Raw genomic sequence first — 22619 nt, forward strand, 5'->3', positions numbered from 1 at the left:
TATGGAATTTGAAATGGTAGAACAAGAAGTAGCCGGGAAGACCATTATTAAAGTGGTTGGTATCGGAGGCGCTGGTGGCAATGCTATCCAGCATATGATTCGTCGCGGTGTCGACGGGGTCGAATTCATTTGCATGAATACCGATGCAGGTGCATTGCAGCGGTCAGAGGCAAAATTGAATTTGCAATTAGGCTCGAGTGGTTTAGGAGCCGGCGCGAAACCAGAGATTGGCGCAGCTTCAGCCGAAGAGGCACGAGCACGTATTGCCGACGCTTTACAAGGTGCGCATATGGTTTTCATCACTGCTGGAATGGGGGGAGGTACAGGCACGGGAGCAGCGCCGATTGTTGCGCAGGTAGCCAAAGAAATGGGCATTTTGACCGTTGGTGTCATCAGCAAACCATTTGATTTTGAGGGCGTAAAGCGCCTGAAGGTGGCGGAAGATGGGGCTTTTGAATTAGAACAATATGTCGATTCTTTGATTGTGGTTTTGAATGAGAAATTATTTGAAGTCATGGGCGAAGACGCTGAATTTGATAAAGCCTTTGCCTGTGCCGATGATGTTTTGCACAATGCCGTTTCCGGTATTGCGGAAATTATTAATGTGCAAGGTCTCATCAATGTCGACTTTGAAGATGTCAAAACTGTAATGGGTGAGCAAGGTAAAGCCATGATGGGCACTGCCACCGTCTCTGGCATGGATCGCGCGCGCTTAGCGGCAGAAGCGGCAGTTGCCTCTCCATTACTAGAAGGTGTCGATCTATCAGGTGCACGGGGTGTGCTCGTGAACATTACAGCGAGCCATTCTTTAAAATTATCTGAAACCCGCGAAGTCATGGCTGCGATTCGCGGCTATGCAGCAGATGATGCCACCGTCATTTTTGGTACTGTGTATGACGATAGCTTGGGTGATGCCTTACGGGTAACGGTGGTTGCAACTGGCCTAAATCATCCGCAAGCACGCGCTCATAATCAGCCTGAAGTCATTTGGCGCCAAGCAACGGGTACGCATGATGCCATGCCAGCGATCACCGATCTGAATAGTTTTGCCCCAACGAGCGCTTCTGCAGCCATGAGCAAGGTTGGTATGGAGGCATCAAGCACAAGTTTTGCTAGTCCAGACCTGAGTAATGCCAATTCACTTGGGAATCCTCATGCGTCTGGGGCTCTGGGGTCGACTGGTCGAGGCGTTGATTATGGTGAACTCGATCGACCCAGTGTTTTTCGTAATGCCCGCGCTGGCGGAACTGCACCTACCTTAGGGGCTGATAGCTCGCCACAGGCGAAAACAATGCTCGATAAAGGGACGGATTACTATGAAATTCCGGCTTTTTTACGTAAACAAGCCGATTAAGTAAATGGTCAATACAATAGGAAATTGAAAAGCACCAACGCGCAGCGCCTCCGGACGACGAATCCTTTGCTGGCGTTGGTATCCTATTTAATTAACTTATTGGAGAAACCATGATTGCAGTTGGCCAGAATTTACCGAATGCCACCCTCTATGAATTTTTAAATGAGGCATCTGAAGGCTGTGCTATTGGGCCTAATGCCTTTGAGGTTGACAAATTAACGGCAGGTAAAAAAATTGTTATTTTTGGCTTGCCTGGCGCATTTACACCGACCTGTTCAGCCCAGCATGTCCCTGGTTATATTGAGCAATTTGACGCTATAAAAGCTAAAGGCGTTGATGAGATTTGGTGTGTGTCGGTAAATGATCCATTTGTAATGGGGGCTTGGGGCCGAGATCTAAAAGTAGGTAATAAAGTGCGCATGCTAGGTGATGGCAGCGCAGAATTGACCCAAAAACTGGGTTTGGAATTCGATTTGACTAAGCGCGGTCTAGGCGTACGTTCGCAACGGTATGCCATGGTGGTTGACAATGGTATGGTCAAGCATCTAGTGGTTGAAGAGCCGGGTAAATTTGATTTCAGCGATGCTAAATCGATTTTGCAACAGCTTTAATCTAACCCTTTTTCATTTATTCAAATTACATGTTGAAGCAAAAAACCATTGCCGCAGCGGTCAAAACCGTCGGCATTGGCTTGCATTCAGGGCGCAAGTCAACCCTTACCATTAAGCCGGGGCCAATCAACTCAGGCATTCAGTTTGTCCGGGTTGATTTACCAGAGCCCCTGCAAATTCCAGCACACGCATTAGCGGTGTGCGATACGCGCCTAGCGTCAGTCATCCAAAAAAACGGTGTGCGTGTTTCTACCGTTGAGCATCTGCTTTCTGCCTGCGCAGGGCTCGGTTTGGATAATTTAATAATCGAGCTCGATTGCGAAGAAGTGCCTATTATGGATGGCAGTGCTGCTTCATTCTTATTTTTAATTGAGTCAGCAGGCATTATTGAGCAAGCCGCACCAAGACAATTTATGGTAATTAAAAAACCAGTTGAGGTGCGCGAGGGCGATAAGTTAGCAAGACTCGAACCCTTTGCGGGTTTTAAGCTTGATTTCACCATTGATTTTAAGCATCCCGCTTTAGATAAAACAGGCCAACATTTCTCGATTGATTTTGCTGAACAAGCTTACCGCAGTGAAATTGGCCGCGCACGCACTTTTGGGTTTGCCCATGAAGTAGAGGCTTTGCGAGAAATTGGTTTAGCGCGTGGGGGTAGTTTAGATAATGCCATCGTCTTGGATGAGCATCGCATTCTGAATAATGAAGAATTGCGTTATGAAGATGAATTTGTGCGCCATAAAATCTTAGATGCCATTGGTGATTTATATTTGGTAGGGCATCCCATCGTTGGCGCTTATGTTGCCGAGAAGTCAGGTCACGCTTTAAATAATGCCTTATTACGGCAATTACTAGCCGACCCAAGTGCTTACGAAATTACTACAATCTCGAAAAGCAAGGCTCCAGCAGCCTATTTACACGAATCTCAACCCCTCTTTATTTAGGTCGTGCAGCAAGTAGGCGCTCAATCGAGTGGCGCAACTTTGAGTCGGGGGGTAAGCGGTTTAATAAATTTAACCAGGCTAAGCGCGCCACCGCATTCAGCCCTTCAGCTGGCTTGGGTTTGGGCCTCACGCGTAAACTTGCACCCTGCGACTTCCTTTGACTAGGTGCTAAGCGTACTCTAATATTTTGACAGCGATAATGATGCCGAGCTAGTTCAATAGAGAGGCTGGGAAGCACTTGTTCGAGTCTGGTAGCGAGCGCGGCATTGGGCACAATTAAAAGCAGTTCCTCTTGGGGTGAAGTGCGCCAAGTGGGCTCAATGCGATCACTAAAATGAGCTAGGTTGAGAGAGGATAGCGCCAGTTTCAGCACGCTTTTTAGTTTGGCCAACTCCTCTGCGCGGGCCATAACCCCACTTAATCCATTTTGGCTGCGCAGCCAATCTAAGCAATCCTTTGCCAGCTTATTTGTGCTATTTTTAGGGTCAAAATTCATTGCTGATGGTATTCATGGTTAAAAGGTGTGGTGGGTGATAAACTCAAGGGCTTAATTTTCCTCAATATTCCATGGTAATCGGTCTCATCAAAACGCTGGTCGGAAGTCGTAATGACCGCCTTTTAAAGCAATATCGCAAGATTGTTGCCAAGATCAACGCATTTGAACCTGCCATGCAGGCTTTGGATGATACTAGCCTGCAGGCAAAAACTGCTGAATTTAAAGCTCGCTTAAGCGCCGGTGAGGCGCTGGAAGATCTCGCTGCAGAAGCTTTTGCTGTCGTGCGTGAAGCAAGTTGCCGAGTCATGAAAATGCGGCATTTCGATGCTCAGCTTATGGGGGGTTTTGCTTTGCACCAAGGCAAAATTGCCGAAATGGGTACTGGCGAAGGCAAAACCCTAACTGCAACTCTACCCGTTTACTTAAATTCCCTAACCGGAAAAGGGGTTCACGTTGTTACGGTAAATGATTATTTAGCCCAGCGTGACGCAGAGTGGATGGCGACCCTTTATAACTTCTTAGGTTTGCAGGTGGGGGTGAATTTATCACAGATGGATCACGCTACTAAGCAAGAAGCCTATGCTGCCGATATTACTTACGGTACCAATAACGAATTTGGTTTTGATTATTTACGTGACAACATGGTGCAAGATGTGGGTCAACGAGTGCAGCGTGGTTTAGCGTATGCCATTGTTGATGAAGTCGATTCGATCTTAATTGATGAGGCCCGTACCCCGCTTATTATCTCTGGGCAGGCTGAAGATCATACCGATTTATACCTACTTATTAATGCCTTGCCGTCGTATTTAGAGCGGCAAATCGGCGAAGAAAAAGCCGATGGCACTGGAGTTGAAAAGGCTGGCGATTATTGGGTAGATGAAAAATCGCAACAAGTGTATCTCACCGAAATGGGCCATGAAAAGGCCGAAAATGTACTGGTGCAACTGGGCGCGCTGAAAGCGGGTGATTCTCTATACGCCCCACAAAATATTACCTTAATGCATCATGTGTATGCTGCCTTACGAGCGCATTCACTTTATAACCGCGACCAACACTACGTCGTACAAAATCAGGAAGTCATCATCGTCGATGAATTTACTGGGCGCTTAATGCAAGGACGGCGTTGGTCTGACGGCCTTCATCAGGCAGTTGAGGCTAAAGAGGGTGTAGCCATTCAAAATGAGAATCAAACTTTAGCAACCATTACCTTTCAAAATTATTTCCGCATGTATGGCAAGCTTGCCGGTATGACCGGAACGGCCGATACTGAAGCCTATGAATTTAAGGAAATTTATAATTTAGAAACTGTGGTGATTCCGCCAAACCGTTTAAGTCAAAGAACCGATCGCCAAGATCAAATCTATAAAACTTCACGCGAGCGCTACGATGCTGTGGTTAAAGATATTCAGGCTTGCTATCAAAGCGGACAACCCGTCTTAGTTGGCACGACCTCGATTGAAAATTCAGAATTAATTGCGTCCATGTTAGATCGTCTTCAACTGCCGCATCAAGTACTTAATGCAAAGCAGCATGCTCGTGAAGCAGAAATTATTGCCCAAGCAGGACGACCAAAAATGATTACGATTGCCACCAATATGGCGGGACGTGGTACCGATATTGTTTTGGGCGGTAATGTTGAAAAACAAGCGGCATTAGTGACTACAGATAACGCGAAGATTCAGCAATTACGCGATGAGTGGCAAGGCCTCCATGATCAAGTTATTCAGCACGGTGGTTTGCATATTATTGGTACCGAGCGGCATGAAAGTCGACGAATTGATAATCAGTTAAGAGGCCGTTCCGGGCGTCAAGGTGATCCAGGCTCTTCCCGCTTCTATCTTTCTCTAGACGATCCCCTGTTACGTATTTTTGCTGGTGATCGTTTGCGTTCAGTCATGGAGCGCTTAAAGATGCCTGATGGTGAGCCGATTGAGGCGGGTATGGTGACGCGTTCAATTGAATCTGCCCAACGCAAAGTAGAAGGGCGAAATTTTGATATTCGTAAACAACTCTTGCAATACGATGATGTGGCAAATGATCAGCGTAAAGAAACCTATCGCCTGAGAAATCAAATTCTCGAATCTCAAGATATTGGCGAACTCATTGCAAATTTACGAGAAGATGTTTTGCAAGGTCTTTGTCGTACTTATGTACCCCTTGAATCAATGGAAGAGCAATGGGATTTACAGGGCTTAGAAAATGTGCTGGCGAACGATTGGGGTCTAAAAGTCGAGCTACTTCAATGGGTTGACGGTGCCGACACAGTTGATGATGAAGCGGTTGTCGAGCATGTGATACAAGCGGCAATTGCCACTTATGACGCTAAAGTGGATTTATCAGGCCGAGAGTCTTTCGCTAGCTTTGAGCGTTCAGTGACTTTGTTTAGCTTGGATAGCCATTGGCGCGAGCATTTAGCCGCACTTGATCATTTACGTCAAGGCATTCATTTACGCGGCTATGCTCAAAAAGATCCTAAACAAGAATATCGTCGTGAGGCATTTGAGTTATATGCCGAATTGCTGGATGTCATCAAGGCTGATGTCATTAAAACGATTATGACCGTACAAATTCGTAGCGCCGATGAACTTGAGCAGGCTGCAGAGACTATCAATGAGGGAATTACGAATCTTACCGATGTGCAGTATCAGCATGCTGAAGCTGGCCCCGACTTAATGGGAACGGCTCCAGAATCAACTGACTCAGCAGTGCCATCAACCAAACCAGTTGTTGCGCCTATTAAAGCTGGCCCTAAGGTCGGTAGAAATGATCCTTGTCCATGCGGTAGTGGCAAAAAATATAAGCTGTGTCACGGCGCGCTGAGCTAATCAATTGAGTTATGCCGGTTAATTTACCGTTACCTATTCCAAATGAATTAATACCAATTGCGGGCTTTAAGCTTGGTACTGCTGAGGCAGGTATCAAAAAAGCCAATCGTAAAGACATCTTGCTAATGACTTTTGTATCTAGTGCAGAAGTAGCTGGTGTTTTTACGCAAAATCGGTTTTGTGCTGCACCTGTTCAGGTTTGTATCAGCCATCTACAGACACAAACCGTGAGTAAAAAAATTCAGGCTCTGATAGTCAATACCGGGAATGCAAATGCCGGGACTGGCGAGACTGGTTTACAAAATGCCCTCCAAACTTGTGCTGCTTTAGCGCATGACTTAAAGCTAGAACCTGAACAAGTTTTACCTTTTTCAACGGGAGTGATATTAGAGCCCTTACCCATCGAAAAAATAATTGCTGCGCTACCTAGGGCAATCGCGAATTTAGACGAAGACCATTGGTTTGCGGCAGCTGAAGCAATCATGACAACCGACACACAGCCCAAGGGAGCATCAGTCATACTTGAGACGCCGCAGGGTAAAGTCAGCATGACTGGTATTTGTAAGGGTGCAGGCATGATTCATCCTAATATGGCTACCATGCTCGGCTTTATTGCTACCGATGTAGCCTTTGCGCCGGGTTTATTACAGGAATTAATCCGCGAAGTTGCAGACCTGTCGTTTAATGCGATTACGATTGATGGCGATACCTCGACTAATGATGCCTTTATCGTCGTTGCTACTGGTCAATCTGCCCTTACCGTGCAAAGTCAAAATGACTCCCTGTATAAACCAATCCGCGAGGGCCTTATCGGTTTAGCAAAGCAATTGGCACAAATGATTGTGCGTGATGGTGAAGGCGCCACTAAATTCATCACTATTACGGTGGAAGGCGGCAAAACAGCTCAAGAATGCCGCTTGGTTGCCAAGGCAGTGGCCCACTCCCCCTTAGTGAAAACAGCTTTTTTTGCTAGTGATCCTAATTTAGGCCGTATCCTGGCAGCAATTGGTTATGCGGGCATTACAGACCTCGATGTTAATCAGGTACAGCTTTGGCTGGGCAACGTTTGGGTAGCCAAAAATGGTGGACGCAACCCTAGCTATATAGAGTCAGATGGGCAAGCGGTAATGCAAGCGGCTGAAATTAATGTAAAAATTGATTTAGGACGTGGAGCTGCGACACAAACTATTTGGACCTGCGACCTATCGCATGATTATGTTTCCATTAATGCCGACTATCGCTCTTAAGACTAACTTCTAGGCAAACTGATGAATGACAAACTTGATCGGCTATTGACTCATTTAGAAACATTTTTACCGCGACCCATTACGCCAAGTGATTGGCAGACAGCACGGGCATTTCGCTGGCGTAGACGAGATAGTATTTTTGGCAGCATTGGCTATTTACAGCCAGTGAAGCACATTTCTGATATTACGTTTGCAGATCTGCAACATATTGATCGGCAGCGTGATGCCATCCGCGACAATACCCGCCAATTTATAGAAAAAAAACCAGCCAATAATATTTTACTAACAGGTGCACGTGGCACAGGTAAATCATCTTTAATTAAGGCTTGTTTACATGAATTTGCAGAGCAAGGTTTACGCTTAGTCGAAGTAGATAAAGAATACTTAGCTGATTTGGCTGACATTACTGATTTATTAGCAGAACGGCCAGAACGATTTGTGATTTTTTGCGACGACTTATCGTTTGATGAAGGCGAGACGGGGTACAAGGCAATGAAATCTGCCTTAGATGGATCGGTCTCGGCACAAGTTGATAATATTTTAATCTATGCAACTTCTAATCGACGCCATTTATTGCCTGAGTATATGAAGGATAACCAAAGCTATGCATATTCAGATGAAGGCGAAATTCATCCGGGTGAAGTAGTAGAGGAAAAAATTTCTTTATCTGAACGCTTTGGTTTGTGGCTATCTTTTTATCCGCCTAAACAAGACGAGTATTTAGCTATCGTGGCGCATTGGTTACAGCATTTTGGGGTTAGTACCGCTGAGATTGAGAGTGCTAGACCGGAAGCATTAGTTTGGGCTTTAGAGCGTGGCTCGCGTTCAGGCCGAGTAGCCTGGCAGTTTGCGAAGTTTTATGCGGGTAATCGTGTCTGATAGTACGACCATGGCAAGGCCGATAGTTGAAGTAGCGGCAGGCATTTTGCTTAATACCGAAGGCCGATATTTATTAGGTCAGCGCCCACCAGGAAAACCATATGCTGGATATTGGGAGGTACCAGGCGGGAAAATTGAAGCCGGGGAAACGGTTTTTATTGCGCTTCAGCGCGAGCTACAAGAGGAGCTTGGCATTCAAATAGAAGCGGGTGAAGAGCTGATGGTGCTTGACCATGCATATACTCATGCGCATGTCCGTTTGCACGTTAGCATTATTCGCCAGTGGCGCGGAACCCCAAAGGGCTGCGAGGGCCAAAACCTATCATGGGAATTATTGAGTCATCCTAAGCCGCAGGTGAGCCCTTTATTACCTGCCGCTTGGCCAATGCTAGAGCACTTGCGCCAACATTTGGCAAAATAATCAAAAGCCATGCTGGAATTTAGCTTTTTAAAGGCAGCTCTATAAAACTAAACCCTAAAATTGACAAAGAGTTAGCTTAAAAGGGATATCGTCGATACAAGTTTGTGGCTTTGATTCACGCTCAGTTTTTAGAAAACGAATTGAAAGTAGATATTTATTAGCGCTAATTTCAGCAAACAGCGTGTCATCCTCAACGCCAATGCGCATCAGATGAAAAATTTTTCCTGCAGGAGCTTGCTGAAACGCACCTTGGTAGGCTACCACTTCATATGCCTCGCCCGACTCACGCAATAAACGTAAAAATAATTGACAAGCCGCTTGCCAAGGTAAAAGAGGGGCAATATATTTTTGTAAAGTTTCCCGTCGTTGATTTGCAGAACTATTTTTCCAAGCATGATAACTGGGCAAATCAATCGGACTCGTTCCGCCAGGAATATTTAAGCGATTGCGAATCGAGTTAAGCCATTCACTGTCGGTAATGATGGCATTGGGTTTACCAAGAGATTGATTAATTTGTTCGGCGGCTTTTTCAATTTCATGAAGCGTGAGGTTTAAGGTTTCTTGATCAACCCGCTTCGAATTCTTTAAGCCGTGCAAAGTATATTTTTGCCGTTCAAACTCTTTCAGTAAGAGTGATTTAATATCCCCGCGTGCGCCAATATCGCCTAACTCAAATAAAGTGGCAATACCGTTGTGATGTAGTTCAGGGTCATCAGACTTAAAAAAGTGATTAAAACGAAAGAAAAGGTATTCCAGCCGAAGCATGCTTCGAACCAGCTCATTAAAGGGATATTCATAGACAATCACAGGGCTTTATTCTATGCTGAAGTGGCATCAATAGGCAAAAAACCCTGAAAAAGGGCATTACCTACGCGTGAGTCGCTGATGTAGCTCAGACGTTTGCTGTAAGGCTAGGGCTAAATCACCATCATTATTGATAATCGTATCAGCATGAATAAGTCTTGCTTCCCTAGTTACTTGGGACTGCATGATTTGCTCCACCTCAGCCCGCTTGAGCTGACTACGTTGCATCACGCGCATGATCTGATTTTCAGGGGAGCAGTCAACCACTACCAGATGATTTAAATGCGCTAGCCACAGCCCTGATTCAATTAAAAGGGGTACAACAAAAACTAGATAATCAGCCCCATCATCCATTTGTCTTTGGGCTTGCCGCAAGGTTTCCTCGCGAATGAGGGGGTGGGTTATGGCCTCTAGTTGCAATTTAGCTTGGGGCTCGGCAAATATCAGCTGACGCATTTTGCTGCGATTTAAGGCGCCCGAATCCAAGAGATAGCTTGCGCCAAAGGTTTGGCGGATTGCCTCGATGGCCGCGCCATTTGGGCCTGTAATGAGGTGGGCAATTTGATCGCTATCGATAATACTTGCGCCTAGCTCAGCTAAATGTAAAGCAATGGCAGATTTACCCGCGCCAATTCCGCCAGTTAGACCGACTAATGGAATCTTACCTTTGAAAAAACTCAGGTCGAGAGGAGGCGACTGGGAAGTAGAAGAAAATTGGGCCATAACAGTGCAATGATGCCAGCAAAGGCTAAAAAAGGGCCAAATGGAAATGCTTGCGAAGTCGCTAGTCGTTGCCAACGCAACCAAATCCAGCCACCAACTAGGCCCATCAGGGCGGCCAATAGCAGAATATCAGGGAGGGCTTGCCAGCCTAGCCACGCCCCTAGCGCGGCAAGCAATTTTGCATCACCGAGACCAATACCATCTTGTTTTTTTAGTAAGCGATAAAGTAAATTCACGCCCCAAAGAAAGCCAAAACCCAGGACTACGCCGACTAAAGCACTGTCAAACGAAGTAAAACCTGGCTGATAAAAGTAATTAAATCCTAAGCCCGCCATCATCAGGGGTAAAGTAATGAGATCAGGCAATCGAAAAGTACGAAAATCAATTAGCGCTAACACCAATAAGGTCAAGGTTAAGATACTGCTAGCTAACACTTGCAGGGGTTGATCGAGTGGCATAGTTAGACGATTTGTCCTAAATTAAAAATGGGTAAATATAAGATCAGCACTAAGCCTCCAATCAACAAGCCAACTAAAGCAATTAAAACAGGTTCTAGATTGCGACTGAATAATTTTAGTTGTTGATTTAATTGCTGAGATAAAGTGCTTGCGCGGTTAAGCAGCATTGCTGGTAGCGCACCGCTTTCTGAGCCAATACAAATTATTTGCCAGGTCTGACGATCAAAATACCGATAGTGGGAGTCGGCTCTTAAGATTGCCTCGCCCAGTGGCCAACCTTGCGCCAGCAAAGTAAATATATTGGCGCTAAGGTCATGAGTGAGCCAATGATTAGATGAGCGTGCTGTAATGCGGAGCGCATCCAGCAAAGGAATTTCAGCACTTAATAAATGACCTAAAGTGCGGCACCAAAAAGAGAGCGCCGAAAGTCGCAGCAGCTCACCGAGCAGGGGAATTCTCAACCACATTCGATCGCAGTAATTCTGTAAGCGAGGTAAACGGTGCCAAGCAACTATCCACAAAAAAATGAGTGCGCTCAAGAGGAGCAAAATTGTTAAAAAATAGCGCCGCAAGACAGAAGTACTATAGAGCAAAGCCTGTGTTGCCCAAGGAAGCTCGGCTTGAAATTGGGCGAAAACGTCGCGAAAAATAGGAATAACCCAAAAAGCCATGACCAAAAATAAAAAAAGGGCTGAAGCCACAGTAATGCATGGGTAAGCCAGAGCCTGTTGAATTTGCTGGCGTAATTCCATTTGGGTCGTAAGCTTCGTCGCAATGGAGTCAAGCGCCTGACTTAATTGTCCCGAGCGTTCGCTAACTTCAACTAAGCCAATAAAACTATGGTCGAGTGGGTACAGTGCTTGGCGTAGGCAGGCAGAAAAGGCATTCCCTTGCCGCAATTGGGTTTCTAGCTGAAGAAGAAAGGGGTGCCAATGCGCTGGGGCAGATTGGCGCAATAAAATTAAGGCATGTAGTAAGGGTAGGCCTGCATTTAAGAGGGTGGCAAGTTGACTTGCAAAATGGCATTGATCACGTAAGCTAAATGGCTTGCGCAAGCAATCGGGGATTAAAAAGCATCGACGTAATAAAGTAAATGACATAAGTGGGTAGCAAGTTATTGAATCTGGCGATACAACTCAGCTTCACTAATGTAGCCATGCTTCACTTGTAATAAGCCGGCCGCTAGGAGGTTGAGATAACCCAACCCCTTTGCCCGTTGGCGTAATTGCTGGGTGCTAGCGCCATCACAATACGCTTGCGCGAGCTCTCCTGAAAACGGAATGACCTCATGAATGCCAAGGCGCCCAAAGAAGCCATTGCCCAAGCATAAGTCACAACTATTTCCACGATTGTGACACGCGCTACAAATACGGCGCACTAAACGCTGGGCACTAAGACAATGCAAACAACTACTCAGCGCTTCAGAGTTAATGCCCAAATGCTGTAGTCGATCAATTGCGCCTAGGGCATCTTGAGTATGTAATGTACTTAAGACCAAGTGGCCAGTTTGTGCTGCTTGAATGGTCAGTTCAGCTGTCGCTTGATCACGAATTTCACCAATCATCATGACGTCAGGATCCTGCCGTAACAAGGCTCGCATAATAGTCGGAAAATCAAGACCTGCCTTAGGTTGATAGGCGACCTGATTGACGCCTGCCAGATGAATTTCAATGGGGTCTTCGATCGAGCATAAATTACTATGCAGGTGATTCAGATGCTGTAAAAAAGTATAGAGGGTACGAGTTTTACCGCTGCCGGTAGGACCGCAAACTAAAATCAAGCCGTGTGGTTTTTCAATTGCTAGTTGCGCAATAGCCAGTTGTTGCGGCAATAGACCCAGTTGATCAAGTGCCAGATCAGCGAGATTACTAGGCAATATACGAATGACAATTTTTTCGCCGTAGAGGGTTGGCAGGCAGGAAACGCGACAATGGATGTTGGCTTGATTTAATGTTAGACCAATACAAATTCGACCGTCTTGCGGAATGCGTTGTTCAGCTATATCGAGGCGCGCTAAAATTTTAATGCGGGTAATAAGGCGTTCGTGGAGAGATTTATTTTGGCGGCAGAGAACATGAAGATAGCCGTCAACTCGAATACGAATTAAGGTAATGTGTTCCTGAGGCTCAATGTGAATATCGGTCGCTCGAGCCGAAATCGCTTTAGCCGCAATTTCTTGCCAAGCACGAATAATGAGAGAGTCATCGGTTAAGAGCGCCAAGCTTAAACGGCTTGAAAAGCTGTGGGTCGATACAAGCGCACAGTTTTAATACCCTGATCGTCAAACTGCATAATTTCCATCACCACTCCAGCAATTTTAAGGCTGACATCATGTTCTGGAATTTGTTCAAGGTCTTCTAAAATTAAGCCATTTAAGGTACGGGGTCCATTAATTGGTAAGGAAATTTGTAATAGGCGGTTCAGGTCACGCAAGTTTGCGCTACCGTTTGCTAAGTAGGTACCATCCGCTTGCCACCGCGGTTCATGAGCTAAATTGGAAAAAGAGGTAGTGAACTCGCCAATTAGTTCTTCAACAATATCTTCAAAAGTGACTAAACCCATGACGTCACCATATTCATTTACTACCAGACTAAGTCGTTGTTGGTTATCTTGAAAAAATTGCATTTGTTGTAGTACCGGTGTACCGCTAGGGATAAAGTAAGGCTCTTGTAACAATTCTAGGAAATTAGCATGGTTTAATTCATCATTGCCCAAAAGAGATAAGGCTTTTTTAACCGATAAAATACCAATAATGCGTTCGGTATCACCCGCTATTACAGGTAATTTATTGTGATAGCAGGTTTCTAATTGCTGCACAACTTCCTCAATAGGTCGAGATAAATCGAGAATTTCAATTTTGGCTTTGGGTGTCATGACGTCATCAACCAAAATATTTTTTAAATTAAATAGATTTAGTAAGATATTGCGATATTGACTTGAGACAAAATGATTTGATTCTAAAACTAGGCTACGCAATTCATCGACCGACATAGCCGCATTATTGCCAGTAGTCGATAGCCCAAATATGCGCATTAAACCAGAGACAAAACTATTAATGAACCACAGTAAAGGTTTCAGAATATAAGTAAGGGGCAGGATAATCCAACTGACTTTGCTAGCGATAGCTTCGGGAAAGGCTGCACCGATTACTTTCGGGGTAATTTCACTAAAAACGATAATTAATAAGGCGATGACGATGGTCGAGATCGATAACACTAAACCACTATGACCAAATAAATGGAGCGCTAAACTGGTTACCAAAATAGGAAGTATGGTGTTAATCAGATTATTAGAAATGAGTAACACCGAGAGTAAAGAGTCGATGCGTTGCAGCAAGCGATCGGCAATGGCAGCCCCCGGATTTCCTTGGCTTGCCAGCAACCCTAAACGATGACGATTAGAGGCCAGCATACTAGTTTCTGACATGGAAAAAAATCCTGAGAGCACGAGTAAAAAAATCACTAAGACCGCTTGGCTCCAGAGGGGCCAGCCGTCAAAAAAAGAATCCATGATCTGTTCCTAAAGTGGACAATAAGCGTTTTAATATAGCAAACATCAATCAAAAAAGCGTCAGATTGCATGTATTCAGTTGTCAGTACTTATGGAATTATCTTGAATGCCTAAAAACCCCCCTCTGCCAGTCTTTTTAGACCCTACCGCGCAAATTTGCGTAATACCTGCTCCCTTTGGAAGATTGGGTATACAAACTGAAATTGTTGACGGTAGTTTGATGGTGGCAAGAATTACGTATTTGACCGCGCAGACCGACTTACAAAGCCCGAACAATGACTTAGCCAAAGAATTGGCGTGCCAGTGTGCCCACTATTTTCAGAATGCTAATTTTGTTTTTGATATTCCTCTTAAGCCCGCTGGAACATTGCACCAGCAAAAGGTGTGGGCTACAGTAGCTAAAATTCCAGTGGGGCTAACAACGACGTATGGTGCAATTGCCAAAAAAATAAAAAGTGGCCCGCGGGCTGTCGGCGCTGCTTGCGGCGCCAATCATTACCCTTTAGTGATACCTTGCCATCGAGTGGTGGCAGCAAACCATCTGGGGGGTTTTATGCAAGAGGATACCCCTGGATTTAATCGGCAAATAAAACAATGGTTATTGCATCATGAAGGGGTTATTGTGGATTAAGGCCTTATTGCTACCCTTTTTAGCGGGCGGGCAGCACAATAAAAAAATAGTTTGATTAAAGTATTCGAGTGTGCCGCTATAAGGGTAAAGTGATAAAACAGAGCGACAGTACGGCGAGAAATTTTCTGCGGCTGGTGTTTAGTTTTCTTGCTGGCTGCTAGTTTATCCAGTGTTAATACGGCTAAACCAAGGGCCAGCAAACAAAATCGCCGCATTCCAAATTCTGCCTTGGGGATGAAAAGAATATAAGTTAGGGCGGCATCGAGTTTTTGTATTGCCAATGCTAACAGTTCAGCTTGAGTCACATTTTGTGGTAACCATGAAACTCCGCGAGCTTGATCCTCAAGTGAGTCTTTTAAAATATTGGTCATTTGTAAGGCTTGACCAAATGCCATCGCAAGCGATTCTTGCTTAGCAATGGCTTGGGCAAATTGCGATGAATGGGCAGCAAAAAGACTAGTTAGCATTTCACCCACCACGCCAGCTACAACATAGCAATACTCTTCAAATTCCTGAAGATTTTTTAGTCCTAATGGATTTTGTTTAGCATGAAAACGAGTCATTCCCTGCGACATGATGCTGATGCAGCGCAAAATAGCTGTTTGTTGATTAGCGGGGCAGCAATGCAAAATACGGACTACTGTAGCGGTGTGCGCGATTAAATCGCGCTCGGCTAAATTAGGGTGTAATTCTAGGGCCGTACTACAAGACTGCATAAACTCACTAATGGGTTTTTGGTTTAGGCAAGCTGCGAGAAACAGTTCTGATAAAACCACTTTTTCAGGTGCTGCTAAGCAGCTCGCATCTTCGATAGTATCGACAATACGGCACAGCAGGTAGGCGCACCCAACCGCTCTTTCAAGCGGAGGCGGTAATAATGGAATCGTAATGGCAAAAGTACGCGAGACCAAATTCAGGGTGTCTTTTTGATAGGCTAAATCAGCTAAGTCAGCTAAGTCAGGGTCGTTTTTAATGGCCATGCGGGCATTATGTCAGACCCTTTTATTGCGCTGCTCCCGCTGACCAAAGAATCCACTTATTATTAGGTATGCATTCCCTTTTAAGACGCTTACAAATGCGCTTACCCTGCGCGCTTTTCTTCTTATTTTCACACCTTCTCACACAGGCAGCTATGGCCATTGAAGAACCTCAATATACGGTAATTGAACAGCAGGCACCCTATGAATTACGTGCCTATGCGCCACATATTGTGGCGGAGGTCTTAGTTGATGGTGACCTCGATAGCGCTTCAAATAGCGGATTTCGCCTCATTGCTGCCTATATTTTTGGCGGCAATCAAGCACGCGCAAGTGCTGCCAACAATGCACTGTCCGGCAGTAGTGAAAAAATTGCCATGACCGTGCCGGTCAGTATTCAACCATTCGATCCAGCTACTGCCTCGCCGAACCAAAAGAACCAGCCAGTTTTAGAAGCGCAAAAAGCTGGTCAGTGGAAAGTGTCATTTTTAATGCCTAGCCAATACACTTTAGCAACTTTACCTGTACCACTTGATCGCCAAATTCAGTTACGGGAAATTCCAGCGATGAAGAAAGCAGTGATGCAATTTTCAGGGTTCAATAGCGCTGAAAAAGTAGCAGAAAAAACAGCCGAACTCCGCTTATGGATGGAACAAAAAGGTCTTAAGCCAATAGGAGAAGTCCAATTTGCCCGCTACAACCCGCCTTGGAGCTTGCCGTTTATGCGCCGTAGTGAAGTGCTATGGCAATATTGAAAGCGTTTTTTGCTAACAATTTTCTTAACTGGCGCTAGCGGTTTTATTGGACAAGCGCTACTAAAAAAATTAGTTGCTAGTCAGTGCCGACTCATTTGTCATGTTCGCTCTGCAGAGGCAGGTGAACAGGTTAAGGCGCTGGGAGGAGTTGCTTGGCAGTGCGAACTAGATCAGCAACAAGACCTAGAAACGCAATTTAGTCATTGTGATGTCATCATTCATGTGGCAGCCTTATTAAAGTTAGGAAGTACGCCAGCCGAATTTGCACGCGCGAATATTGAACTAACCCACACGCTTTTAAAGGCAGCCCAAGTAGCGGCAGTTAAAAAATTTATTTATCTTAGTGCCGCATCAGTAGCGATGCACGCACCGCAAGACTTATTTGATCTGGATGAGACTGCGCCTTTAACTCAATGTGTTGAGTTACCTTATTCATCAAGTAAAGCCCGCGCTGAAGAACTGGTCTTAGCAGCCGCAAGCGCTACGTTTCAAACGGTGGCTTTACGTCCAGCATTTGTGTGGGGACCCCATGATGCAGTGGAACGCATCATTGGCCCTGCTGTCAAGTTAGGCCAATTTGCTTGGTTTGGTCATGGGCAGTATTTATTTTCGACCTGTTATGTGGGGAATTTGTGCGCAGCTGTGTTATTAGCAATGGATCATGAGGTAGGCGGTCAAGCTTTTAATATTAGCGATAGGGAAGTTCTCACCTTTAAGGAATTTATGACTGCGCGGTTGCAGGCGGGGGGTTTTCAAGCCCCAAGTTGGTCATTGCCAAAAAGCTTAGCTTGGGCTTTAGCCCATTTCGCAGAAACAGGGTGGGCTTATTTGCCTTTAAGAGGTAAACCCCCTTTAGTGCGTGAAATGGTGCGGTTGATGGGCTATGCCTTTACCTTAAATACGGAAGCTGCACAGCAACAACTGCATTACCATCCGCCCTATTCAATAGCCCAAGGAATGGCCGCAATCAAAGCCAGCCTAGATAATCGTAAGACAGCCAATTCTATGTAGTCTTCGCGCTAGTGTGAGCTGGGGTGCCGACCATGAATTTTTGTCAGCAAAATCTCGGCCTGTTCGAGAGCTTGTTCAGCATCGACTCCGGTAATATCGGCACCAACCTGCGCAATGAGTTCAGGGTGTGCAACAAAAATAGGCCCACCCACCATAATGCCGATTTTAGGATTCTTTGAGTAAGTTCGAATGGCTTTAATAAAGACCGCTAAGGCATCGAACTGATCTTGGATGCTGACTGAAATGCCGATTAAATCAAACCATTCTGCTTGAATGACCGTCATAATCTCTGCTTCCGAGTTCGCCCATTCGCCCCATACTTTCCAGCCAGCACGGCGGAAAAATTCAGAAACCATAAATAAACCCATGGTGTGTTGCGAGCCTGGCATTGGAATTAGAATGGCGCGAGCACCTAAGGTATTGGAACGGGCAAACTCTTGAAATAGTGGACTAAGGTCATACATCAGTTGTTTCAGGCGCCATAAACCGACGGTCACTTGGTGGAAGGTGCACTCGTCGCTATCCCACATTTCCCCTAAACGTCGCGCAACTGGGGCCAATAAGCGCAAATAGATTTCATCTAAAGGAATGCCGCTGGCATGTAACTCGCTAACATAACTACCTGCAACTGAACTTTCATCGGCTAGCACTAAGCCAGCTAAAGTGGCGATTTTTTCTGGATCTTCAGTTGAGTTGGATAAAAATTGTTTGGCTTCAATTTCACTCTCAGCATGCAGATGAGCCGAGAGCAGTCGTGGAATGATCGATTTTTCAATTGTGCGTACTAGCCATCCCAAGTGTTCATTTGGGCCAGAATCGATTGGCACCGGCTCAGGCCAAACCGAGAGGCGAGGTGAATTAAGGGCTATCAAGTTGGCTTCACCTGTAACCGCACCATCATCACACGAGAGATCAACCGCTTTTGATAGCTTCACTAAAAACGTCATTCCTTAAAAAAATTAGCAACGATTGTGTTAATTCACTCTCAGTAATCTAAATCTACGCAGAGAATTGGGAAATCCCGATTTACTTTTAAGGGTATACCCTTGTTTGTAATTAAGTTTTTACCCTAGGTTATGTAAAATTTAATTGACACTTTATTTGTTTTTATTAAAAATGGGTGTTGGGAGATTAAATGGCCGAGCTAGCAGCTGTGCGCACTCAAAAAAAGTCAATGAACATGGTTTTAATTACCATGGACACGCACTTAAATAGTGCTGCGCGTCGTGCTGAGCGAGATCTACAAAAAACAATTCCTGGATTCTCTTTAAAAATTCACTCTGCTAGTGAATATGCCACTAGCGATCAATTATTAAATGAGTGCAAAAACGATATTGCAGAAGGCGATATTGTGATTGTCACGATGCTGTTTCTTGAAGATCATTATTTACCCATCGTCGAAAACTTACGCGCCCGACGGGATCATTGCGACGCAATGCTATGCGCAATGTCGGCGGGAGAGGTTACAAAGCTAACGCGTTTAAGTAAGCTTGACATGAGTTTACCGGCCAGCCCTTTAATGGCCTTAATGAAAAAATTGCGCCCAACCAGTAAAAGCAAGGATGGCAAGAGCCAAGGGGGCTCGAGCGCTGGGGCAAAACAAATGAAAATGTTGCGGTTAATTCCCCAAGTATTGCGTTTTGTGCCGGGCACGGCGCAGGATCTGCGGGCTTATTTTCTGTCTTTGCAATATTGGTTAGGCGGCTCACAAGAAAACCTATTTAATTTAATGAGCTATTTGATCAATCGTTATGCGGCAGGAGCGCGGGCTAGTTTACGCGAGAGCGCAAAAGCCATTGATCCGGTAGCTTACCCCGATCTAGGGGTTTATCACCCCCGCATGAAGGGCCGTCTAAGTGAGAATTTACAAGACTTACCCATAGTCGTGCCCCAAACGAAGGCCCGTGGCAAAGTGGGTATCTTGCTCTTGCGCTCCTATTTAGTTTCAGGCAATAGTGGCCATTACGATCCCGTCATTGCTGCTTTGGAAGCTCAAGGTTTGCAAGTGGTTCCAGCTTTTTCATCCGGATTGGATTCGCGCCCAGCGATTGATGCTTTTTTTACACAAAATGGCGCAGCAAGTATTGATGCACTGATTTCGTTGACGGGCTTCTCATTGGTTGGTGGTCCTGCATACAACGATGCCAAAGCAGCTGAAGAAGTTTTAGCAAAATTAAATGTGCCTTATATTGCCGCCCATCCAGTGGAGTTTCAAAACTTAGAGCAATGGGGTGGGTCTGATCGAGGTCTGTTACCAGTTGAGAGCACCATTATGGTTGCTATTCCAGAGCTCGATGGTGCAACTGTGCCAATGGTATACGGTGGCAGACCTGGTGCGGCCGGCAAAACTTGCCATGGTTGCCATAAAGAGTGCACCTTTACCGAGGAGCATCATCCTCAAGATATGTTTACCTGTATTGAGCGAGTCGGCATGTTAGCTGCTCGGGTAGCAAAGTTAGTTGATTTGCGTCGCTCAGAGCGCGCCCAACGCAAAGTAGCGATTGTCTTGTTTAATTTTCCACCGAATGCAGGCAATATTGGTAGTGCTGCCTATTTAAGCGTATTTGAGTCAGTGCATAATTTGTTGTTAGGAATGAAGGCCAGAGGCTTCACCGTAGAGGTACCTGCTACTACTGATGAATTACGCACGCAATTACTAAAAGGCAATGCCCAGCAATATGGAGCCGATGCAAATGTCCATACTTTAATTGCCACCGATGATCACGTTAAACGCGAGCGCTGGTTAAAAGAAATTGAAGCGCAGTGGGGCCCAGCACCTGGTAAACAATTAAGTAACGGTAGTTCTATTTTTGTATTAGGTAAGCAATTTGGTAATATTTTGTTGGCAGTACAGCCTGCCTTCGGCTATGAAGGCGATCCGATGCGTCTATTGTTTGAGCACGGCTTTGCTCCTACCCATGCCTTCTCGGCTTTCTATCGCTACCTAAGAGAAGATTTTGCGGCAAATGCTGTGGTCCATTTCGGCACGCATGGTGCCCTTGAGTTTATGCCAGGCAAACAAACGGGGATGAGCGGCGCTTGCTGGCCAGATCGCCTGATCAACGACCTACCCAATATTTATCTTTACGCTTCTAATAATCCATCCGAAGGCGCGATTGCAAAACGCCGTTCAGGCGCAACCCTAGTAAGTTATTTAACGCCGCCAGTAATGCAAGCTGGGCTTTACGCAGGTTTAGCTGATTTAAAAGCCTCTATTGAACGCTGGCGAAGTCTGGAGCCCGAAGCAGAACACGAAAGCCATGAACTAGCAATTTTAATTCAGGCACAAGCTGCTGCAATTGATTTATGTGCCGCTGAGCCCTTATGGAACCTTGCAGATCAACGGGCTCTAGAACAGGTGGTCAGTAAGCTCTATTCTGATTTAATAAAGTTTGAATACACCTTGATACCGCATGGCTTGCATATTGTTGGCGCTGTTCCGCCCTTGGCTGAACGTTTTGGTTTATTAAAAGCCATGGCAGATGTGGCTTTAGATCATCCCATCGCTGATGCAGTGGTGCAGGCATTACTTGATGGAAAAAATCCTAGTGAGGTAGTAGGTCAGTACCCCGACTTACTTCAACTTGGTTCGCTAGAGACGCTTGAAGATTTATTCGCAAAAATGATTCGCGCCAATCTGCTCATGTCACAAGAGACCGAAGTTACTGGCATGCTCGATGCCCTCGATGGTCATTTTATTCGGCCTGCAGCAGGCGGTGATGTGATGCGTAATCCTGAAGTCTTACCCACTGGGCGCAATCTACATGGCTTCGATCCTTTTCGCATTCCCAGTATTTTTGCAGTTAAAGATGGTGCTAAGCAAGCTGAAAAAATCGTGCAAAAATTTATTGCTGATGGCAATGCAATACCAGAATCGATTGCCATGGTTTTATGGGGTAGTGATAATTTAAAATCGGAGGGCGGCCAAATTGGCCAAGCCCTAGCTCTAATGGGAGCCTTACCACGCTTTGATAGTTATGGCCGGCTTGCGGGTGCACAGTTAATTCCGCTGGCAGAATTAGGTCGACCGCGCATTGATGTAGTGATTACACTCTCGGGTATTTTCCGCGACTTACTACCGTTACAAATTAAATTATTAGCCGAGGCTGCCTTTATGGCAGCAAGTGCTGCTGAGCCCCTAGAGCAAAATTTTATTCGCAAACACGCTTTGGCCTATCAAACCGAACATGGTTGTGATTTGGAAACCGCGGCTTTAAGAGTCTACGGCAATGCCGATGGTGCCTATGGCGCTAATGTTAGCAATATGGTGGAAAACAGTGTCTGGGCAGAAGAAGATGAGTTAGCTGAAACTTACACTAGGCGCAAAGGATTTGCCTTTGGTCGAGCAGGTAAGCCAATTCAAAATAGTGCGCTGCTAAAAAGCGTTTTGGCTAATGTTGAAATGACTTATCAGAATCTCGATTCGATGGAGCTTGGAGTGACCACGATTGATAATTATTTTGACACCTTAGGCGGTATTACGCGAGCGGTTAAGCGTGCTAAGGGCGGTACAGATGTGCCAGTTTATATTGGTGACCAAACCAAAGGCGATGGAACCGTGCGCTCGCTCTCCGAGCAGGTAACTCTTGAAACCCGCACGCGGATGCTCAATCCAAAATGGTATGAGGGTATGTTGCAACATGGCTATGAGGGTGTCCGGCAAATTGAAGTGCATATCACCAATACTATGGGTTGGTCGGCAACTACAGGTCAAGTACAGCCTTGGGTTTATAAGCAATTAACGGAAACATTTATGCTAGACCCCGATATGCGCGAACGTTTGGCTAAACTCAATCCGACAGCAGCTGCACGCTTAGCAAATCGCTTGACTGAAGCTTCCCAGCGCAATTATTGGCAACCCGATTCAGCCATGTTGTCAGCAATGCAAGAGGCTAATGATGAATTAGAAGATCGGCTGGAAGGTGTACACGTCAGTGGGATTAAAGTAGCCGCTTAAAAAGAAGCATAAATGC

Annotated in this window: 20 protein-coding genes; 11 read left to right on the forward strand and 9 right to left on the reverse strand. The window is 45.5% G+C overall.

The features are described from left to right. Position 1: 1 nt before the first annotated feature. The 3 genes from ftsZ to lpxC all read left to right on the forward strand — a co-directional run bounded on the left by ftsZ (position 2) and on the right by lpxC (position 2909). Complete coding sequence (gene ftsZ, locus LZG75_RS02255) at positions 2-1354, forward strand: cell division protein FtsZ (RefSeq protein WP_233923182.1); 1353 nt, start codon at positions 2-4, stop codon at positions 1352-1354. A gap of 110 nt (positions 1355-1464) precedes the next feature. Beyond that, positions 1465-1965 carry a peroxiredoxin gene (locus LZG75_RS02260; RefSeq protein ID WP_233934888.1) on the forward strand — a complete coding sequence of 167 codons (501 nt, stop codon included), beginning with the start codon at positions 1465-1467 and terminating at the stop codon, positions 1963-1965. A gap of 29 nt (positions 1966-1994) precedes the next feature. Continuing rightward, complete coding sequence (gene lpxC / locus LZG75_RS02265) at positions 1995-2909, forward strand: UDP-3-O-acyl-N-acetylglucosamine deacetylase (protein WP_233923180.1); 915 nt, start codon at positions 1995-1997, stop codon at positions 2907-2909. Here the strand turns inward: lpxC and LZG75_RS02270 are convergent. Continuing rightward, the gene (locus LZG75_RS02270) at positions 2902-3405 is read right to left on the reverse strand and encodes a hypothetical protein (RefSeq protein WP_233934889.1); all 504 of its coding nucleotides are present in this window, start codon (positions 3403-3405) and stop codon (positions 2902-2904) included. The genes lpxC and LZG75_RS02270 overlap by 8 nt on opposite strands. A gap of 71 nt (positions 3406-3476) precedes the next feature. Between LZG75_RS02270 and secA the strand changes: the two genes are divergently transcribed. Genes secA through LZG75_RS02290 form a run of 4 tightly spaced genes read left to right on the forward strand, consistent with a single transcriptional unit; the run spans position 3477 to position 8777 of the window. After that, positions 3477-6230, forward strand: coding sequence for a preprotein translocase subunit SecA (gene secA / locus LZG75_RS02275; protein ID WP_233923178.1), 2754 nt, complete (start codon positions 3477-3479; stop codon positions 6228-6230). An 11-nt stretch (positions 6231-6241) separates the two neighbouring features. After that, on the forward strand, positions 6242-7477 hold the full coding sequence (gene argJ / locus LZG75_RS02280) for a bifunctional glutamate N-acetyltransferase/amino-acid acetyltransferase ArgJ (protein WP_233934890.1): 1236 nt from the start codon (positions 6242-6244) through the stop codon (positions 7475-7477). A 21-nt stretch (positions 7478-7498) separates the two neighbouring features. After that, positions 7499-8356, forward strand: coding sequence for an ATP-binding protein (locus tag LZG75_RS02285; RefSeq protein WP_233934892.1), 858 nt, complete (start codon positions 7499-7501; stop codon positions 8354-8356). Beyond that, entirely contained in the window at positions 8337-8777 is a 441-nt protein-coding gene (locus LZG75_RS02290; RefSeq protein ID WP_370635173.1) for an NUDIX domain-containing protein, read from the forward strand. Before LZG75_RS02285 ends, LZG75_RS02290 begins: the two co-directional genes overlap by 20 nt. A 54-nt stretch (positions 8778-8831) precedes the next feature. Here LZG75_RS02290 and zapD read toward each other — a convergent pair whose 3' ends face one another. Genes zapD through LZG75_RS02320 form a run of 6 tightly spaced genes read right to left on the reverse strand, consistent with a single transcriptional unit; the run spans position 8832 to position 14272 of the window. Beyond that, complete coding sequence (gene zapD, locus LZG75_RS02295; RefSeq protein ID WP_370634744.1) at positions 8832-9584, reverse strand: cell division protein ZapD; 753 nt, start codon at positions 9582-9584, stop codon at positions 8832-8834. Positions 9585-9641: 57 nt separating this feature from the next. Further along, positions 9642-10304, reverse strand: a complete 663-nt coding sequence (gene coaE, locus LZG75_RS02300; protein ID WP_233934893.1) for a dephospho-CoA kinase — start codon at positions 10302-10304, stop codon at positions 9642-9644. Next, on the reverse strand, positions 10259-10762 hold the full coding sequence (locus LZG75_RS02305; RefSeq protein WP_233923173.1) for an A24 family peptidase: 504 nt from the start codon (positions 10760-10762) through the stop codon (positions 10259-10261). The genes coaE and LZG75_RS02305 overlap by 46 nt, the downstream gene beginning before the upstream one ends. A gap of 2 nt (positions 10763-10764) precedes the next feature. Beyond that, entirely contained in the window at positions 10765-11862 is a 1098-nt protein-coding gene (locus LZG75_RS02310; RefSeq protein ID WP_233934894.1) for a type II secretion system F family protein, read from the reverse strand. Positions 11863-11876: 14 nt separating this feature from the next. Further along, complete coding sequence (locus LZG75_RS02315; RefSeq protein ID WP_233923171.1) at positions 11877-12983, reverse strand: GspE/PulE family protein; 1107 nt, start codon at positions 12981-12983, stop codon at positions 11877-11879. Between the two features lie 2 nt (positions 12984-12985). Next, the gene (locus LZG75_RS02320; RefSeq protein WP_233923170.1) at positions 12986-14272 is read right to left on the reverse strand and encodes an HlyC/CorC family transporter; all 1287 of its coding nucleotides are present in this window, start codon (positions 14270-14272) and stop codon (positions 12986-12988) included. A 106-nt stretch (positions 14273-14378) separates the two neighbouring features. On the opposite strand from LZG75_RS02320, the gene LZG75_RS02325 reads away from it, so the two are divergent. After that, the gene (locus LZG75_RS02325; protein WP_233923169.1) at positions 14379-14903 is read left to right on the forward strand and encodes a methylated-DNA--[protein]-cysteine S-methyltransferase; all 525 of its coding nucleotides are present in this window, start codon (positions 14379-14381) and stop codon (positions 14901-14903) included. Here the strand turns inward: LZG75_RS02325 and LZG75_RS02330 are convergent. Next, on the reverse strand, positions 14900-15883 hold the full coding sequence (locus LZG75_RS02330) for a squalene/phytoene synthase family protein (protein ID WP_233934895.1): 984 nt from the start codon (positions 15881-15883) through the stop codon (positions 14900-14902). The two genes, LZG75_RS02325 and LZG75_RS02330, sit on opposite strands and share 4 nt — an antisense overlap. Positions 15884-15978: 95 nt before the next feature. On the opposite strand from LZG75_RS02330, the gene LZG75_RS02335 reads away from it, so the two are divergent. After that, the gene (locus LZG75_RS02335; protein WP_233934896.1) at positions 15979-16635 is read left to right on the forward strand and encodes a heme-binding protein; all 657 of its coding nucleotides are present in this window, start codon (positions 15979-15981) and stop codon (positions 16633-16635) included. A gap of 9 nt (positions 16636-16644) precedes the next feature. Further along, on the forward strand, positions 16645-17646 hold the full coding sequence (locus LZG75_RS02340) for an NAD(P)-dependent oxidoreductase (RefSeq protein ID WP_233923166.1): 1002 nt from the start codon (positions 16645-16647) through the stop codon (positions 17644-17646). Between the two features lie 8 nt (positions 17647-17654). On the opposite strand, the gene LZG75_RS12300 is transcribed toward LZG75_RS02340, so the two are convergent. Beyond that, positions 17655-18581 (reverse strand): cobalamin B12-binding domain-containing protein, encoded by a 927-nt coding sequence (locus tag LZG75_RS12300; protein WP_233934897.1) that lies wholly within the window; start codon positions 18579-18581, stop codon positions 17655-17657. Positions 18582-18781: 200 nt separating this feature from the next. Here LZG75_RS12300 and LZG75_RS02350 point away from each other — a divergent pair, with 200 nt between their 5' ends. Continuing rightward, entirely contained in the window at positions 18782-22603 is a 3822-nt protein-coding gene (locus tag LZG75_RS02350; protein ID WP_233934898.1) for a magnesium chelatase subunit H, read from the forward strand. The last annotated feature ends 16 nt before the right edge of the window (positions 22604-22619 follow it).

The organism is Polynucleobacter sp. IMCC30063 (assembly GCF_021395235.1).
In the GTDB taxonomy this organism is placed as follows: domain Bacteria; phylum Pseudomonadota; class Gammaproteobacteria; order Burkholderiales; family Burkholderiaceae; genus Polynucleobacter.